The sequence below is a fragment of the Gluconobacter cerevisiae genome (assembly GCF_015244675.1).
Taxonomy (GTDB): domain Bacteria; phylum Pseudomonadota; class Alphaproteobacteria; order Acetobacterales; family Acetobacteraceae; genus Gluconobacter; species Gluconobacter cerevisiae.
The window spans coordinates 31,868-49,250 of the sequence record NZ_JABCQO010000001.1; the positions used below are offsets into that span (position 1 = coordinate 31,868).

Sequence of the window (17,383 nt, forward strand, 5' to 3'; positions counted from 1 at the left end):
CCCCATGCCCGCACCCGAGAAAACTCCCGGATGGCTTGAACGCCGCCTGCCTGTCATGAGCGTGCTGCGGCGCGAATACATCGCGTTTCCGATGCCCCGGAATCTCAACGCCCTGTGGAGCTTCGGTGCGTTCCTGATGGTCACGATGGCCATCATGATTGCCAGTGGACTCTTCCTCGCCATCAACTACACCCCCGACATCACACAGGCCTTTGCCAGCGTCGAAGCGATCGACCGTCAGATCCCCTCAGGCTGGTTCCTGCGCAGCCTGCATATGGGCGGCGTGACGATGCTGTTCGCCTGCCTCTACATCCATATCGCGCGCAGCCTGTGGTACGGCTCCTACAAGGCTCCGCGCGAACTGCTCTGGCTGACAGGACTGGGCATGATGCTGATGGTGATGGTCACGGCCTTCGCCGGTTATGTCCTGCCCTGGGGACAGATGTCCTACTGGGGCGCCACGGTGGTCCTGAATGCCGCCCATACCATTCCCCTGATCGGCAAGCCGGTTTCCGAACTGCTTTTGGGCGGCGAAACGCTGGGGAATACGGCCCTGCACCGCCTGTTCGTGCTGCATTTCACAATGGCCTTTGCGATCCTCGCCGTCATCGCCCTGCATGTAATTGCGCTGCATGTGGTCAAACCGAACAATCCTTCCGGCATCGACCCCGTTAGCCCGAAACAGACCCTGCCGTTCCATCCGTATTACACCAGCCGGGACGGCTTCGCGCTCTGCCTGTTCCTGATGGTCTATGCCGGGCTGGTCTTTTTCCTGCCCGATCTGCTGACGCTTGCGGACAATTATGTTCAGGCCAATCCTCTCGTGACGCCGCGTGACATCCGGCCGGAATGGTATTTCGCACCGTTCTACGCGATCCTCCGCGCGGTACCGTCCCGGCTTGGCGGCCTGCTCCTTGCTGTCGGCAGTTTGGCCGTTCTGTTCGCCCTGCCCTCGTTGGACCGGTCGCCCACTCGTCCTGCGACACGCCGCCCTCTGGTGCGCCTGTCCCTGCCACTGGCTTTTCTATCGTTCATTCTGCTGGGCGTCGCAGGGATGCATCCCCCGACCGAAACATGGCTGATCGTCAGCCGTATGGCGATGGCATGGTGGTTCATCCATTTTCTGGTGGTCATGCCGCTCGTTTCGGAACGGGAGATCACATCATGAGCCGCCTGATCCGAAACTTCGTGCTTGCCGCCAGCCTTGCGCCCCTTCTCGCAGCCCTCCCCGCCTGCGCCAGTACACCCGCCCAGCGTGGCCTGATCGTCTTCCAGCATGTCTGCGCCGCCTGCCACGGCATGGAACACGTCGATTATGGAGATATGGCCGCCTTCGGACTCTCACCGGACGCCATTCACAATTGGGCTGCCGATCAGCAGCTTCCGAACGGCACGGACGACAATGGCGATCCAAAAACCCGTCCCGCTACGCCCACCGATCCCATTCTCTCGCCCTATCCCAACGAGGCCGTAGGACGGCTGGCCAATCACGGGCTGCTTCCGCCAGATCTCTCCCGACTGGCCATGACATTACCGGGGGGCGCAGAACAGATCCGGCGCATCCTTCTGTCCTATGCCCCCACACCTGCGGGTGTGAAACTCGATGACGGCCGTTATTACAACACCGCCCTGAAATGGAAGCATATCGGCATGCCCCCGCCCCTTCAGGATGGCATGCTGACCTATCCGGATGGCACAAAATCCACCACCCAACAGATGGCGACCGACGTTTCGGCCTTCCTTAACGACGTCGCACATCCGCACGTAGCGGAACGCAGACGGATTGGCGTCTATGTTCTTGCATATCTCGTCCTGATGGCGGTTCTGACTTTCGTGCTCCAACGCCGGATCTGGAAATCGCGCCCCTGATGACTGGCGTGAAACCTACAGACGCGAGGCGCGATCCATGCGATGCGCTTCGCGGTAGGTCAGCGGCATGACCGTCAGACCCTGAACCGTTTCGATCACGTCCAGCTCCGCATTCCCCAGCAGACGCACCAGCGCATCCCGAGGTGTATAGAACCCTCTGACGGGCACACTGCTCCCATCCTGCAAAAGCGCATCATCCATCAATACCGGACATTGCGTTTTGCGCTCCAGTTCCGCGACGGCCACTCCAAGGGCCTTCGTGTCGATCTGCAAGACTGCTTTGCGAACCGGACAGATGTCGGGCGTCCGCGTCACGGTTTTGCCCGAGACCGACATCCCTAGAATGCACACGCACACCAGCACGCGCAGCCCCATCCGCACAGATCCGGATGCCAGACGACGCCATTTGAAACGTTCAGGATACGGACGATCTCGCATGCCCGTGACTCTCCCCTGGGCACACCCATCTCATACGTCTGACAGGACCGCCAGACGATAGAACGCCACAGCCGGAAGGATGCCTTACTCCTCCCGTTCTTTTGAAGAGCAGAACGAAAGACCTAAAATGTCGGCGGCGTACAGGCGCTGATGATCTCGCATCCTTCAGAGCTCAGGCATCGGAACCGGTGCGGCTGGCTGCTGTTGAAATGATACGCATCTCCCGGCTCAAGGATTTCCTGCTGTTCCCCGACCGTGATCTCCACGCGCCCCTGCAAGACGAAACCACCTTCTTCGCCTTCATGGGCATAAACCGCAGCCCCGGTATCGGCACCAAACGCATAGTTTTCCCGCAAAATCTGGAGCGTTCGCCTACAGGACGGCACCCCCACCTGCCGGAACACCACACCGTCCTGCTCAAACGTCAGCAGTTCATCCGCCCGATAGAAGATTTTCTCATCCCCCTCCGGCACGAGACTGAAAAACTCGCCAAGCGTTACGGGGATGCCATCCAGAACCCGCTTGAGCGTCCCGACCGAAGGATTCATGCCCCCGGATTCGATCAGGGAAATTGTGGAATTGGTGACGCCGGTCCGCTTGGCCAGTTCACGCTGGGACAGATTTCTGGCCGTCCGGACAAACCGCAGGCGCGCTCCCAGATCCATCCTGCCCCATGCCCCCTATCCTGTTTCGTGTCATGAGTATGTCATATCGAAACAGAAAGGAAACCTCGAAAATCATCATACCTGTAGGTGGTATTTGTTTTTTATATCTCTGCTCCGACAAAGGGATGATGGTCTGGAACATATGGCTCGGAGCGCCGTTCTGGAGTAGACAAACAACCAGAATGGCGTGTGCGGACTTCCGGCTGTTCCAGTCACGGCTCCGCGACTTTAGGCAGAGACAGGATGGACGACTGATGCTGTATGCTTCGACAGGATGTTTCACTCTTACGGTGATCATGGGCGTGTGGCTCGCTATTTTCGCGGCCCGCTACAAGCGCCCTTTCAGCTTCCTCACACCCGTCCATGTCGGATCGGCGATTATAGGTGCCGTCTTTCTCGTCATCGCCATCAGCAATGGTGACAGGCGGCTCATGCTGAACGTGGCGCTCGCCGTCGCCATTGCGGCTTTCGGCGTTCTGATGGCTTTTTTCCGCAGGCGCGGGGCCATGATCGCACCGCTTTATATGTGCCATATCCTGCTGGCAGTAATGTTCTATTTCTCGATAGTCTGCTTCACGATTTTTCCGAATTTCGGCCTCGACTGACGCTCCTTACCCTTACAGCGCGGCGAGACTTTTCCAGATCATGTAAGCCGCAACTGTGAAAATGACACAGGCAAAGAACGTCGTTAGCGCGGGACCTGAACCTGAAAGACGTTTCGCAGCCCGGGTACCAAGGAAACTACCTACCACACCGCCCGCAACGAACAGCAGACCCATCACCCAGTCCACATAGCCTGACAGCATGTAACTCAGCGCCGTACTCGCGCCCAGCGCTGCCACTGCAACCAGCGAAGTCCCGACCGCATTGAGAATGGGCATCCGTGTGCAAGCAATCAGCGCCGGGACGATCAGAAACCCGCCGCCAATTCCGAAAAACCCGGAGAGCACTCCCGTCCCCGCCCCGGCCATCATAACGCGCGGCATGTTCTGACGGTTACATGCCGCTCCGGCCTCACCTTTGTTGCGACGTCCCCGCAGCATGAGCACACCGACCACAACCATCAGCAGCGCAAAACACAGCAACAGCTTTTCGCCATTAACCGCCTTGCCAAACGCCGCCCCGATGAACGCACCGGCCACCCCGCACGGTGCGAAAATGCCCGCACATTTCCATTTGACCGTCCCCGCGCGGGCATGGCTGACCAGTCCGGCCAGAGCGTTGACCGCCACCGCCATGGCGCTCGTTCCGATGGCGACATGGGCGTTTTTCACGCCAACGACATAGACCATCAGGGGAACGGCCAGAATGGACCCGCCGCCCCCGATCAGTCCCAGCGTAAACCCGATCAGAACACCGCAGGCCAATTCAAGGGCAATATGCACGATCTGCTCAGCCGCCCTTTTTCGCATTCAGGGGCTTGGGCGCGACCATAAGTTCACGCCCCTTGAGCATCCCGTCCCAGTACATCAGCGGCATGATGTATTTCTTGAGCCACCAGGCCAGACGCGTCGGCTTTTGCCCGTTAAGCAGCCATTTCGGCAGCGTCGGCGCCAGTTTGCCGCCATAGCTGAACTCGGCCAGCACGATCCGTCCGTTTTCCACCGTCAGCGGACAGGCACCATAGCCCTCATATTCCGAAACCGGCCCCTGATGCTTCAGAAACGCCAGCACATTGGTCGCCACCACAGGCGCCTGCACACGAACTGCCGCTGCTGTCTTGGCGCAAGACGTTCCAATCACATCTCCAAGGGCAAACACATCCGGGAAACGCACATGCTGCAACGTTGCAGGATTGACCTCGACGAACCCGTCCGATCCCGAGAGCGCGCTCTCGCGGATCACCTGAGGCGCGCTCTGCGGCGGCACGACATGCAACATGTCGAACGTCCGCTCAACCCGTTCCACATTATCTCCAACCTTGCGTTCGAAGACGGCCTTGCGGTTCGGACCATCCACTTCCACAAGCTTTGATCCGGTGTGCAATCCGACATGGTAGCGCTTGATGTACTCCATCAGCGGCGGCACGAAGTCCTTCACACCGAACAGTCCCGGTGTCGCGGTATCAAATTCGACCGAAATGCTATCCAGAACGCCACGACGCTTCCACGCATCACAGGACAGATATACGGCCTTCTGCGGCGCCCCCGCACATTTGATCGGCATGGGAGGCTGCGTGAAAATCGCCGTACCATTCTTGAGCTGCTGCACAAGCTGCCAGGTATAGGGCGCCAGATCGAAACGATAGTTCGAGGTCACGCCGTTCTTGCCCAGTGTCTCCGCCAGACCCGGAATGGCGTCCCAATTCAGCGTAATGCCCGTCGCCACGACCAGCGCGTCATAGGACACGACCGTGCCGTCCGTCAGCACCACTTCGCGCACATCCGGCCGAAACAGCTTTGCCGCCTGCTTTACCCAGACAACGTCCTTCGGCATGACATCCGCTTCCTTGCGGCGCGTTTGTGCGGCCTGAAAAACACCGCCACCCACAAGCGTCCAACCCGGCTGGTAGAAATGCTCGTTCGACGGCTCCACCACACCAATCGACAGATTCCGATTGCGCTTGAGCAGGCTTCCCGCAGTCGACAGACCACCCGCACCACCGCCGATGATCAGAACCTGAAAATGAGCTGCGTCCTTTCGCGGGGCCGCCGCCGGCGCGGCCACACGCTCGATCCGTGTCCGCAGACGGCTGATATCCACACCAGCCCGCTCCGTTGCCGCAAAGATTTCCGCGGCAGGGCGTTTGCCAGCCTCGGCCAGGGCCCAGATCTGCCCCGCCCGCGTGCCGGAGCGGCAATAGCCCACGACAGGCGCGGGCAGCGTTGCCAGAATCTGTCGCGTTTCGGCGATCTGGGCGTCGCTCGGCACCGTACCGGATTTCACCGGGATTGCAGCGAACGCCAGCCCTGCTTCCTTCGCGGCAGCCTCGATTACTTTCATTTCCGGCTGGTCCGGCGCTTCCCCATCAGGACGGAAGCAGAGGATTGTATGAAATCCCTCAGCCTTCAGATCGGCAATATCCTGCACGGCAATCTGGGGGGAAATGGCATAGCTGTCGGTCAGATGACGGGTTGGCATGGAAATTCACTCCAGAAACAATAAAGACGGCACAACCGTGCCGGATTGTTGGAATTCAAACGCGATTGACGGGGATCTTGATGTAGCTCACGCCGTCTGCTTCAGGTTCGGGGAGGTGCCCACCGCGCATATTGACCTGCACGGACGGCATCAGCAGACGGGGCATTGCAAGCGTGGCATCGCGCGCCGTGCGCATTTGCACGAACTCTTCTTCGCTCACACCATCATGAACATGAATATTGTAACCGCGCTCGTGTCCGACAGTCGTCAGCCAGACATACTCGTCCCGTCCCGGTGCCTTGTAGTCATGACACAGGAACAGCCGCGTCTCGACAGGAAGTGACAGGAGCCGACGGATGGAGCGAAACAACTGCCGCGGATCACCACCCGGAAAATCCGCCCGCGCCGTACCGAAATCCGGCATGAAGATCGTATCGCCCACGAAAGCCGCATCACCGATCACGAACGCCATATCCGCAGGTGTGTGACCCGGAACATGCAGCACCGTCACGGGAAGTTCCCCAATCTGGAACGTCTCGCCATCACGGAACAGACGGTCAAACTGCGACCCGTCCCGCGCAAACCGCGTTCCCGCGTTGAAGATCTTGCCGAACACAGCCTGAACCAGCGTGATATCCGCGCCGATCCCCAACTTGCCACCAATTTTTTCCTGCAACCACGGAGCAGCGGAGAGATGGTCCGCATGGGCATGCGTCTCAAGCTGCCAGTCCACAGTCAGGCCTTCGCGCCCGACATAATCGACAATTGCCTGCGCCGAACCATGCGACGTGCGTCCGGCCGCAGCGTCATAATCGAGGACACTGTCAATAACGGCAGCGTGCTTCGTGACAGGGCAATGGACCACATGCGTCGCGGTGTTCGTGGCTTCATCGAAAAACGTACAGACGACGGGAACGGGCGTCGCACCTTGCTCGGTTCGCCGGATCTGGCCGGTCGCGGCCTGAATTGCTGCATCGTGCATGGCGTTCACCTTCTGGCTGCGGAGTGTCTTTACGACACTTTCATTAACTGTTAAGTTAATATTGTAAGTGTTGCATGTCAAGCGCCCTGATGCTTTTGGAACCGGACCATGACCGTATCCCCTCCCGCTGAATCTTTTCTTCCGTCCCTACGCATCGGCGACCGCGCTCCTGATTTCAGCGCCCGGACCACGCATGGGGAGTTCATCATGAGCGCCCTGCGCGGACACTGGGTGCTGCTGTTTGCCCATCCGGCCGATTTCACACCTGTCTGCACCAGCGAATTCATCGCCCTGGCTCGTAGCGCGGAAGAGTTCCAGCAGCGGGATTGCGCGCTCCTCGGGATCTCCGCAGACAGCCTGCCCGCCCATCTGGCCTGGGTGAACGCAATCCGGACCCAGTTCGACGTTCACGTCCCCTTCCCCATCATCGAAGACCCGTCCCTCGCCGTCGCCAAGGCCTACGGTATGCTCGATAGCACGGCACAGGACAGCGCGACGGTCCGCTCCGTTTTCATGATTGACCCCACGGGCATCGTCCGGGCCATCCTGAACTACCCCGCCACGGTCGGGCGCTCCGTCCCGGAACTCCTGCGACTGCTCTGCGCCCTACAGGAAGTGGACCGTGCGGGCGCCCTCACGCCTGAAAGCTGGCAACCCGGACAGCGCACCATCGCTCCCCCACTCCAGACGCAGGCCGCCGTGGAAAAAGCCGGAGCCAAATGGTTCTTCCAGCCCATGCCCCGGGAGCGTTCATGACCGTCCTGCTTCCCCTTGAGAAAAGTCGCGAACTGGCGGAATGGTTGCGCATCCTCGCCCAGCCACAGCGACTCATGATCCTCTCAGCCCTGCTCGACAGCACCCATGCCGTCAGCGAAATCGAAACCATGACCGGCATCGGACAGCCGACACTGAGCCAGCATCTGGGCGCCCTCAGACGTGCAGGACTCATCGAATCCCAGCGTGAATCCCGCGCCATCCATTACTGCTGGGCCGATACTCCAGATGCCCGACGGGCGCGCGTTCTTCTGATGAGCCTGCAACCCGGAGCACTCCCGCCCGAGCTTCCTGCCCCCATTACTGACGTCGCACCCGGCCCGGCTGCCTCGGCGCGATTTGCTCGTATTCTTCATTCCTGACAGTCCTCAATCAGGAATTAAAGAGTCCTTATTAGGAAATATTTCACCCCTGTCGGGCCGATAAAGTTTCTTCAGACTGAAACTGTAAAAAGCCCCATACGCTTACCTAGCAATAAGGAGAAAACACATGATCCGTTATTGTATCGCTCTGGCCGGACTGACATTTGCACTCACGCACGGCGCTTCCGCCGCAACCCGTGAAGAACAGACGAAAGCCTGCAAGGGCGATGCGCTGCGCCTGTGCGCGCTGGCCATTCCCAACGAAGCCAAGATCACAGCCTGCATGCAGAAGAAGATCGACAAGCTTTCTCCGAAATGCCGTGCGATGTTCACATCTGCGCCCCAGACCAAAAAGGCTCCCGCCCCCAAGCCGAAACAGGACTGATCTCCAGTCGAAAAACGGTTTGACCGGTCCGTGATTGCGAAATCTATCATTTTCGCAATCCCTCCCGCGTCCGTGACTGGTTTCTATCCAGCAGACTGGATATGGTGCCACCAGTAGTTTTTAAGAGAAAACTGACATCATACCGCAGCCGTCAGGATCGGCCCTGACAGGTCTGGTGTCTTTTGCTGGACAGACCGGAACAATGACCCGACAGTATGACCGCCGCAAAGTAACCCTCAAAGACGTGGCAGCACAGGTCGGGGTTTCCCACACGACGGTCTCCAACGCCTATATCCGCCCCGGCCAGCTTTCAGCTGCCCTGCGTGAGAAAATCCTCGCTGCTGCGCAGGAGCTTGGGTATACCGGCCCCGATCCAGCCGCCAAACAGCTCGCCACGGGTCGCGCAGGCGCTCTGGGCTTCCTGTTCAGCGAAGACCTGCCCTACGCTTTTACCGATCCTGCGATCCTCAGCGTCCTCAACGGCGTCGCCCGGTCCTGCGATGATCTGGAAACCGATCTGGCTCTGATTTCTGCCGGCAGCAATCTACGGAACCGTGCCGCTCCCGTCTCGCTCGGCAATGCCGCCGTGGATGGTTACATCCTCTATTCGGTAGCCCCCGACAGCCGCTGCGTCCTCATGGCGCAGCAGCGTAATGTTCCGCTCGTCGTCGTGGACCAGCCCCGCCTTGATGGAGTGCCTTATGTCGGGATTGATGATCGCGGCTCCGCGTATCGTGCAGCCAAAACACTTCTTGATCTCGGACACCGGCATTTCGGCATCCTGTCGCTCAAGACGGCCCATGACGGCTATTTCGGCCCTCTGACGGCAAAGCGACGCGCCAATATCGCTCACAGCACCATCGCCATGCGCCTTGAAGGCTATCTTCTGGCTCTGCGGGAAGCCAAAATCGCCCCCGAAGATGTTCCTGCATGGGAAATCCCCATCAACTCCGAAGATATGGGAGCAGAAGGCGTCCGCCATCTGCTGAACCGCGCCCAACGCCCAACCGCCATTCTCGCCATGAGTGACCGCGTCGCCATCGGCGCCATGCAGACCATCCGCGCCCTTGGCCTGAACATCCCGCAGGACGTGTCGATTTTCGGCTTCGATGACATCCCCGCTGCCGAAGGCGCCGATCTGAGCACGATCCGCCAGCCTCACGAACGCAAGGGAACGGAAGCCGTGCGCCTGCTGAGTGCGGCCAGCGGCAGCGAGAACGTCATTCTCGATACCGAACTGGTCCTGCGCGGCAGCATCGGCCCCGCCGCGCCCTGACCAGACGGCGGCGTTTCAGTTCCGAAGTGCGGCGGGCAGGTCGCTGAAAGACCCGATCCGCAGATCCGGGTCCAGTGCCGCGCACTGAGTGGCCGATCCGTGGCCGTAACTGGCCCAGCATGAGGCGATGCCGGCATTGCGGGCAAACTGAAGGTCGGCCACGGTATCGCCCACCATCAAAAAGTCCGTACGCGACTGCTTCGGAAACAGCGGCACAATGCGCTCGTCCATCACGCGCGGATCAGGCTTGTGCGGAAAATGCGGTTCGGAAGCCACAACACCTGAAAAGAACGGCGTCAGGCCAAAGCGCGCGATGCTCGCACAGACGGTCGGCGCGTGTTTGTTGCTGAGAATGGCGAGAATGGTGCCCTGCTCTTTCAGCGCCGCCAACGTATCCACCACACCGTCGAACAGAACCGTCTCTTCCTCGTCTGCCGTCGAGTAGAACGCCCGGTAATGACGCACGAACGCCGCCGCATCCTGCTCGTCGCTTTTGGGAACGATCGCCTGAAACAGCGTCTGGAGCGTTCCGCCCCGCGTCAGTTCCTGTTTGAGCGCGTCCGATGTGGGCGCGGAGACACCCACGGCATCGAACGCCTCTTTCAGGCTGCGAAGAATGGCCGGCTGCGTTTCCGCCAGCGTGCCGTCATAATCGAGGAGGAGGATCGGAAAACGTGTCATGCTTCTCTTTTCCCCCGCCGCGCGGCAGAAATCCATCCCCAGAGACGAAACGCTTATTGCCCACCTGCCGCAAGAAGCGCCCTGATCCCCGGCAGGATCGCGATCAGCAATCCCCCCGGCGGTTGCGAGGCATGGGCAGAGGCCAACATACTGGCCGAATTCTCAAAAGCCGCTTCCTGATCCTGAAGCAGACGGGTGGCATCCATCCGCCATGTCGAGCCGCTCCGTCCGTTCAGAATACCCAGTCCGGCGCGGGACAACTGCCCTACGGCATGCGAGACAGGCACCACAGCCTCAAGCGCCGGGACACCTTTCGCACTGGCCACGAATGCCGCGTCATTATCAGCCCAGCCCTGAAGCATCTCCCGCAGCGGGCCCGCCAGCGCCGTCTCACCGTGCGCATAACGCTCCGCCATCGCATTAAACTGGGTCGCCACAAACGAATCAGGCTCCGCGACTGCCACAGGTGCCGACAGCATGGCCTCTCCGCTGGGGGCTGCAAGATGGTTGAGCGCATAATTGCGGACAGGAACCGTCACATCCGTCAGCACTGCCAGAGGCTCTGAACCTCTCGGCGCCATGGCTTCACGCAGGGCATTGCGATGCTGCGTGGCCTGTAATCCGGTCACTTCAAGCTCCGTCATCACGACGGGCAGACGTCGCTCCAGATCCGGAACATCCCGCACGTCCTGCGCGGACCAGAAACGCTCCGCCAGTGCCGCCATCCGGGGCCAGAGCCGCGAATCCAGCATCGGTTCGGACACCATTTCCGCCCAGAGCGTCCCTTCCGCTCCCAGCACCAGCTTTTTCTGTGCGTCATCCAGCGGCGCTGCCTGCGGGTCCAGCGTAAAAGGCACGTAGAAATCCGGATATTTTGGCGGGAATTTCGCCAGCTGATCCGCAGTAATGCCGTCCGCCCGCGTGTCAAACGGATCGACCGCATAATGCATGGCGGACGGGCGCAGCAGATCAAGATAATACCCTGCCGACACCACAACCGGATGTCCGGCGCGTGTGGCCGATCCCGTCCATTTCGACGCGCGCCATGGCTCGACGACCACGTTTTTCGGGATCGGAGCCTCGCTGACTTCGTCCCATCCCATCATCACATGCCCTTGTGAGGCGATGATGGCCGCGACCTGCCCCGTGAACGCAGCCTGAAGCGCTTCGGCCGTTTCGTAGCCATGCGCCTTCATATAGGCCGCGATCGCCGGATTTTTCGTCCACTGGGAGGACACAACTTCATCGCCGCCCGCATGGATATAACGGTCCGGGAAAAGGCGGCCCATCTCGCCATACAGAACCCGCACGAAGCGCAGCGTCTGCGGATTGGTCGGGTCGAGGGCCGCGTTATTGAGGTTCAGCCCTTTTGTGCTCATGTCCGGCAAAGGTTGCGCCGCCAGTTCCGGATAGGCGCGCAAGATTGCCAGCGCATGCCCCGGAACGTCGAACTCCGGCACAACACGAATGCCACGGTCGGCCGCATAGGACACGACTTCGCGGATCTGCACCTGCGTATAATACTGATCCGGGGCGATCATGGCCTGAAGCTGCGGATATGTGCGGCTCTCGACCCGGAAGGCCGTCCCGTCACTCAGATGCCAGTGCAAAACGTTGAGCTTGACCAGTTCCATCGCATCGAGCTGGCGCTTCACAGTTTCGACTGTATCGAAATGCCGCGCCACATCCAGCAGCAGACCGCGCCACGCAAACCGGGGCGCATCCTCGATATGGATACGAGCGACAACCGCACCATCCGGAGTGGCGTGGACAAGCTGGAGCAGCGTTGCCAGACCGTGAATGACCCCCGCAGGGCCATCGGCCTCCAGCCGAGCACCCGTGGCGGCAGTCGTGAGCGCATAACGCTCCTTTTCATCCACACTCAGATAAGCCCGGTCCGGCCCGGCGGACACATGCAGCACGTACGGATCACCCTGCCCCGCAGGCCCGGCGATGGCCGCAAGGCGCGTCGTGAACCGCGCAACCGCCCGCTGCAGCAGGGGCGAAGGCCGTGTGTCCCACACAATCTGCATTCCGCCACTGATTGGTGCCACACCATTGGATACCGAAACGCTCTGCGGAACGGGCAAAAGGCTTTCTTCCGCCCGCGCTTTACCAACAGAAATCCCGGCCAGAACGCTTCCCGCAAGGAGCAGCCCCACCGCACCACGAACCCCGCGGCGAACAATCCGGCCGCATTGTGAAGCTGTCTGCGTCATCTGAAGCTGTCCCTGAATATGAATTTCAGTGCGTATCGGGCGCGGGAGGGCGCGCATCAAGCATAAGCTCCGCATCCCCGGCAGAGAGCGCAATACCATAGAACTCGTGATAGAAAGAGCGGACAGACCGGATCATCGCAGGCCGATCCACCTGCCCTGTCTGAACGATCTGCCGCGACCAGAGAACCTGAAGCAAAAGCTCCGGCCCATAACGGTCCCACGGAAACAGCCCGGTCGGATTGCGATAGACGCGCCCGGACTGCACGGCCTTGACCTTCGACCAGACCGGGTCCTGCGTCAGTGACGCCGGATCGCCCGCATTGGCACCGATAATGACGATCTCCGGGTTCCACGACAGGACCTGTTCGATTGAAACGGGCTGTTTGTTCCCATGAATGCCCTGTGCGGCATTCCGCCCACCCGCACTGCGGATCCACTGGTCGATGATACTGGCATCGCCATCCACCCTGAGCGGTTTGAAGGACTCTACATGCAGCACGCGCGGCCCCTGCGGATTGGTCGGAGCCTGCGAGATGGCCTGAAGAAACGCCAGGCGATAGGCCTGCGCCCGCTTTGTCGCCAAAGGCGTCTGAAGCAGGGTCGCGGTTCCGTCTACGCAGTCGAGCATCGAATCAAACCGGTCAAACCCTTCAGGCACCACGTTCAGCCCGGCCCGCGTCAGGGCATCGGCGGAATGGCCCGAAGCCGTCACGAACACCAGATCCGGATGCAACGCCAGAAGCTCTTCCGCATTCAGATTGCCGGGGTCCAGCGTCTCGGCTCTGGACAGCGACGGCACCAGCTTGAACATCCAGGGCAGCATCGCCGGGCGCGCCACAGTTCCCACAATCCGGTTCTGCGCGCCCATCATGATGAGCATCGCATTATGGGCGTACCAGCCTTCCACGATCCGGGTGGGAGGCGCCGCGTGTGCGGCCGGCCCCCGAAGTGCAACCGCCCCCAGCAAAGCCGTCCCCAGAAATGTCAGGGCCGAAAACCGCTTCAGGGTCCGTGACAATGTCAGTCCCAGTGTCATTTCTCGTTCCTTTCCTGATGGAAAAAGCGGTTTCCGGCATGATCCATCTGCATCAGAGGCATCCCGTAAAGCGCCGACATCCGTTGAGCCGTCACGACATCCTGTGGCGGCCCGTCGGCTTCGATCCGGCCATGATCCAGAACCAGCACCCGGCTGGCATGCGCATAAAGCTCTTCCGGTCGGTGCGACGTGAGCATAACAAGCCGCCCCTCCTGCGCAAGTTCCGCCAGCAGCGCCATCAGCCGCAGTTGATAGCCGTAATCCAGACCCGCCATAGGCTCATCAAGCAGCAGACCCCGCGCATCCTGCGCAATAGCCCGCGCCAGAACGACCCGCTGACGCTCGCCACCGGACAGCTCCGTGACGGGACGATCAGCAAAGCGCTCCAGTCCCATTCGCTCCAATGCTGCCGCCACGGCCATCTGGTCCTGCGGAGACAAACGTCCCGTCAGGCCGGAATGCGGCACCCGTCCAAGCTCCACCATCCGCCGCACCGTATAAGGAAACGTCGCCACATGGCTCTGCGGCATATAGGCCAGGTGCCGCGCAATGGCAGAAGCAGGCCACGCCCGCAGAGATCGCTCCTCAAGAAAGACCTCTCCGGTCGAGGGCACGAGAAAACCCATCAAAAGCCGAAGCAGGGTACTTTTGCCCGCACCGTTCAGGCCCAGAAGCCCAACCAGTTCGCCTTCCCGGAACGAAAGATCGATATCCTCCAGCACAAACCCGGTCTGCCGTGGCTGTCGGAAACCAAGATTGCGGCACGACAGCAACGTCATGCCATCCCGCCCCGCAGTCGCCGCAGCACCAGCACGAAAGCCAGAGCGCCAAACAGTTGCGTGACGATCCCAAGCGGAACCTCGCCCGTTGTGAGACTACGTGCGCAGGTATCGGCCAGCACCAGCCCCCCCGCCCCCAGCAGCGCCGTCACTGGCATCATGTTCCGATGTTCCGCTCCGACAAGAAGGCGCGCCACATGCGGCACCAGAAGCCCGATCCAACCGATAATTCCGGCCATCGAAATCGTCATGGCACAAGCCAGCGTCGCCAGAACGATCAGCGCCGGACGCATCACCCGCACTGACACACCCAGACTGCGCGCTTCGTCATCTCCGAGCGACAGCACATCCAGAACGGGCGCACACAAAACAAGCACCACTGTCAGCACGATGAGCGGACCAGACACCCACGCCAGTTCGTGCCACCCACTTGGCGCCAGGCTCCCCAGAAGCCAGTCCACAATGGCCGGAAGCTGATCCATCGGGTCGGCCAGATATTTCACCAAAGACAATAAGGCCGTGAAAATCGCGTTCCCGATCAGGCCGCCCAGAAGCAGGGCTAAAACCCCGCCCCCCGGCAGGGTTCTGCTGATCAGAAGCCCACACCCAACCGCCAGCAACCCACCTCCGAACGCGCCCATCTGCACAACAAACGCCGATCCGCCACTGACGATCGCAAGCGCCGCCCCAAACGCCGCACCACTCAGAACGCCCAGAAGATCCGGCGAGACCAGTGGGTTACGGAACACAGCCTGATAGGTCGCGCCGCCACAGGACAGCGCACCTCCAACCAGCAACGCCGCCAGAATACGCGGCAATCGCGCCTGCATCACTACCACCTGCGCAAGCGGATCGCCCCCCGCGGACAGATGTAGCAAATGCCCGAACACTCCAAATACCCGCAGCGGAGACAACGGATAACGCCCCAGACAGAGGGCGCACAACACGCTCAGAACCGCACCCGTCAGGGCAACGGCACGGATCAGGGCAGGACGGACAGAAATGGCAGGTCCTCTCGGCAGAACGGCAGACAAAACCTGCCGCAGGAAAACCATAAGCCAAGCTCCCCTATGCCGCCAGAATCCCCGCACAGTGATCTCAACTCATAGTTTCCATCCGTATCCTTCACCTGAAATGCCCCAAAAGCATAGGATTTTTTGACACCCGGTGTCATAATAATTGTCATAAAACATACTTCCGTTTAGAGGAATTGTAACAGGATCTCGAACAATCTCCCCAGTATCACCGTTATCCTCCATAAGATTTTCATCCGGAAATACTATAATCAGGACTGAAACAGTCCCGGATTTACGCGGCAACGCCCGAAAACCTGTGTTATTTTCATGACTCTGATTGCATTTATTTTAGGAAACGCACGCTTTTGAGATAGCGCAATCTTCCCTTTCATGGTCCCGTGCCTTAGGTTGCACGCAACAGCCGCCTTTTGTGGCAAATGATTTCAATCCTTCCGGGACAGTTCAACCATGCTCAAACGGATAGCTGCCGCTGTCATTGGCCTTGGTGCAGTGGGAGGCATCGGCTTTCTTGCCTATGCCTGGTACCCCGCCATCGCTCCGATCCCCCGGCCAGCCGCCTCGTCGTTCTCCGCTGACGCCATCAAACGTGGTGCCATTGTCGCGAATGGCGGCTACTGTGCGGAATGCCACACCCGCGTAGATGGCACCCCCGGCCCCGAAATGGCTGGCGACTTCAAAATGGCCACGCCTTTTGGCGACATCTTCTCGTCCAACATCACTCCGGACGAGCAGTGGGGAATCGGCAACTGGTCGCTGGCCGCGTTCAAGCGCGCCATGAACAAGGGCATCGCCCGCGACGGTTCACAGCTCTATCCGGCCTTCCCTTTCGACCATTTTACGAAGGTCAACGATCAGGACGTCTCGGATCTGTACGCGTATCTGATGACGCAGCCCGCCGTTCACATGAAGCCGCGTGACAACACGGTCCCTTTCCCGATCAACATCCGCCTGATCGGACAGGGCTTCTGGAAGCTGCTGTTCTTCACGCCGGGCCGCTATCAGAACGATCCGAAGCATGATGCCCAGTGGAACCGCGGCGCCTATCTCGCCGAAGGTAACGAACACTGCGGCGCCTGCCACACGCCGCGTAATCTTCTCGGCGCCGAAAAGATGAGCAAGGTCTATGACGGCGCAGTCATCGACGGCTGGATCGCGCCGCCCCTGAACGACCATAACCCGACGCCGGTCGTCTGGACCGAAGACGAGCTGTTCCAGTATCTGCGCTTTGGCGTGGCTCCGCTGCACGGTTCGGCCGCAGGCCCGATGTCCCCCGTGCCGCATCGCTTCCTGTCGAAAATCCCCGAGGAAGACGTACGCGCCATCGCTCATTATTATGCAGATGTGGACAAGGCCGCACAGCGCAGCGGCGGCGATCAGGCCGCGATTGCCCGCGCCATGCACATGTCCGGCATCAACCTGACCGGCCCGCTGACGCAGGATCCCGATGCCCGTCTGTATCAGGCCGCCTGTGGCGCCTGCCACTACAACTCCGGCCCGAACCCCGTGCTCGGCCGCCCGGAACTCGCCCTGAACAACGCGCTGTGGCTGGATGAGCCGAACAACCTCTATCAGGTCATGCTGCATGGCATCACCGCAGAGGAAGGTCAGGATCACATCTCGATGCCGAGCTTCTATTCCGGCCTGTCCGATCATGACATGGCCCGCATCGCCGCGTATCTGCGTCGCACACGCACCACGCTTCCCCCCTGGACGGATCTGGAAAAGAAGGCCGCCAGCGCGCGCGCCACGCTTGAAGCTCCGCCCATCACCGCTTCGCACTGATCCGGGCAGGACTGGGA

18 protein-coding genes are annotated in these 17,383 nt (G+C 60.4%); 8 read left to right on the forward strand and 10 right to left on the reverse strand.

What is annotated here, in order from left to right; genetic code table 11:
• Positions 1–4: 4 nt before the first annotated feature.
• Positions 5–1,168 (forward strand): cytochrome b, encoded by a 1,164-nt coding sequence (locus tag HKD21_RS00120; protein WP_194253672.1) that lies wholly within the window; start codon positions 5–7, stop codon positions 1,166–1,168.
• Complete coding sequence (locus HKD21_RS00125; RefSeq protein WP_194253673.1) at positions 1,165–1,869, forward strand: cytochrome c1; 705 nt, start codon at positions 1,165–1,167, stop codon at positions 1,867–1,869. Before HKD21_RS00120 ends, HKD21_RS00125 begins: the two co-directional genes overlap by 4 nt.
• Before the next feature lie 15 nt (positions 1,870–1,884).
• On the opposite strand, the gene HKD21_RS00130 is transcribed toward HKD21_RS00125, so the two are convergent.
• Both HKD21_RS00130 and HKD21_RS00135 read right to left on the reverse strand, forming a co-directional pair.
• Positions 1,885–2,307 carry a hypothetical protein gene (locus HKD21_RS00130; RefSeq protein ID WP_194253674.1) on the reverse strand — a complete coding sequence of 141 codons (423 nt, stop codon included), beginning with the start codon at positions 2,305–2,307 and terminating at the stop codon, positions 1,885–1,887.
• 122 nt (positions 2,308–2,429) lie between these two features.
• Positions 2,430–2,972 (reverse strand): cupin domain-containing protein, encoded by a 543-nt coding sequence (locus tag HKD21_RS00135; RefSeq protein WP_194253675.1) that lies wholly within the window; start codon positions 2,970–2,972, stop codon positions 2,430–2,432.
• A gap of 254 nt (positions 2,973–3,226) precedes the next feature.
• Here HKD21_RS00135 and HKD21_RS00140 point away from each other — a divergent pair, with 254 nt between their 5' ends.
• A complete protein-coding gene (locus tag HKD21_RS00140; RefSeq protein ID WP_194253676.1) occupies positions 3,227–3,577 on the forward strand; it encodes a hypothetical protein in 351 nt (116 codons plus the stop codon).
• A gap of 12 nt (positions 3,578–3,589) precedes the next feature.
• On the opposite strand, the gene HKD21_RS00145 is transcribed toward HKD21_RS00140, so the two are convergent.
• From HKD21_RS00145 to HKD21_RS00155, 3 genes are read right to left on the reverse strand one after another with little or no spacing between them, the layout of a single operon-like run.
• Positions 3,590–4,384: a sulfite exporter TauE/SafE family protein gene (locus HKD21_RS00145; RefSeq protein WP_194253677.1), complete on the reverse strand. Its 795-nt coding sequence runs from the start codon at positions 4,382–4,384 to the stop codon at positions 3,590–3,592.
• Complete coding sequence (locus HKD21_RS00150; protein WP_194253678.1) at positions 4,365–6,053, reverse strand: bifunctional protein tyrosine phosphatase family protein/NAD(P)/FAD-dependent oxidoreductase; 1,689 nt, start codon at positions 6,051–6,053, stop codon at positions 4,365–4,367. The genes HKD21_RS00145 and HKD21_RS00150 overlap by 20 nt, the downstream gene beginning before the upstream one ends.
• Positions 6,054–6,108: 55 nt before the next feature.
• Entirely contained in the window at positions 6,109–7,035 is a 927-nt protein-coding gene (locus tag HKD21_RS00155) for an MBL fold metallo-hydrolase (RefSeq protein ID WP_194253679.1), read from the reverse strand.
• A 108-nt stretch (positions 7,036–7,143) separates the two neighbouring features.
• Between HKD21_RS00155 and HKD21_RS00160 the strand changes: the two genes are divergently transcribed.
• The 4 genes from HKD21_RS00160 to HKD21_RS00175 all read left to right on the forward strand — a co-directional run bounded on the left by HKD21_RS00160 (position 7,144) and on the right by HKD21_RS00175 (position 9,832).
• Positions 7,144–7,791, forward strand: coding sequence for a peroxiredoxin (locus HKD21_RS00160; RefSeq protein ID WP_194253680.1), 648 nt, complete (start codon positions 7,144–7,146; stop codon positions 7,789–7,791).
• Positions 7,788–8,171, forward strand: a complete 384-nt coding sequence (locus HKD21_RS00165) for an ArsR/SmtB family transcription factor (RefSeq protein ID WP_194253681.1) — start codon at positions 7,788–7,790, stop codon at positions 8,169–8,171. The genes HKD21_RS00160 and HKD21_RS00165 overlap by 4 nt, the downstream gene beginning before the upstream one ends.
• A gap of 127 nt (positions 8,172–8,298) precedes the next feature.
• Positions 8,299–8,556: a hypothetical protein gene (locus HKD21_RS00170; RefSeq protein ID WP_194253682.1), complete on the forward strand. Its 258-nt coding sequence runs from the start codon at positions 8,299–8,301 to the stop codon at positions 8,554–8,556.
• A gap of 202 nt (positions 8,557–8,758) precedes the next feature.
• Positions 8,759–9,832 carry a LacI family DNA-binding transcriptional regulator gene (locus tag HKD21_RS00175; RefSeq protein WP_194253683.1) on the forward strand — a complete coding sequence of 358 codons (1,074 nt, stop codon included), beginning with the start codon at positions 8,759–8,761 and terminating at the stop codon, positions 9,830–9,832.
• 15 nt (positions 9,833–9,847) lie between these two features.
• On the opposite strand, the gene HKD21_RS00180 is transcribed toward HKD21_RS00175, so the two are convergent.
• Genes HKD21_RS00180 through HKD21_RS00200 form a run of 5 tightly spaced genes read right to left on the reverse strand, consistent with a single transcriptional unit; the run spans position 9,848 to position 15,602 of the window.
• Positions 9,848–10,513 carry an HAD family hydrolase gene (locus HKD21_RS00180; protein WP_194253684.1) on the reverse strand — a complete coding sequence of 222 codons (666 nt, stop codon included), beginning with the start codon at positions 10,511–10,513 and terminating at the stop codon, positions 9,848–9,850.
• A gap of 53 nt (positions 10,514–10,566) precedes the next feature.
• Positions 10,567–12,732: a family 20 glycosylhydrolase gene (locus HKD21_RS00185; protein ID WP_194253685.1), complete on the reverse strand. Its 2,166-nt coding sequence runs from the start codon at positions 12,730–12,732 to the stop codon at positions 10,567–10,569.
• Positions 12,733–12,757: 25 nt separating this feature from the next.
• Positions 12,758–13,768: an ABC transporter substrate-binding protein gene (locus HKD21_RS00190; protein ID WP_194253686.1), complete on the reverse strand. Its 1,011-nt coding sequence runs from the start codon at positions 13,766–13,768 to the stop codon at positions 12,758–12,760.
• A complete protein-coding gene (locus HKD21_RS00195; RefSeq protein ID WP_194253687.1) occupies positions 13,765–14,547 on the reverse strand; it encodes an ABC transporter ATP-binding protein in 783 nt (260 codons plus the stop codon). Before HKD21_RS00195 ends, HKD21_RS00190 begins: the two co-directional genes overlap by 4 nt.
• Complete coding sequence (locus tag HKD21_RS00200; RefSeq protein ID WP_194253688.1) at positions 14,544–15,602, reverse strand: FecCD family ABC transporter permease; 1,059 nt, start codon at positions 15,600–15,602, stop codon at positions 14,544–14,546. Before HKD21_RS00200 ends, HKD21_RS00195 begins: the two co-directional genes overlap by 4 nt.
• Before the next feature lie 429 nt (positions 15,603–16,031).
• Here HKD21_RS00200 and HKD21_RS00205 point away from each other — a divergent pair, with 429 nt between their 5' ends.
• On the forward strand, positions 16,032–17,366 hold the full coding sequence (locus HKD21_RS00205; RefSeq protein ID WP_194253689.1) for a cytochrome c: 1,335 nt from the start codon (positions 16,032–16,034) through the stop codon (positions 17,364–17,366).
• Positions 17,367–17,383 lie beyond the last annotated feature (17 nt).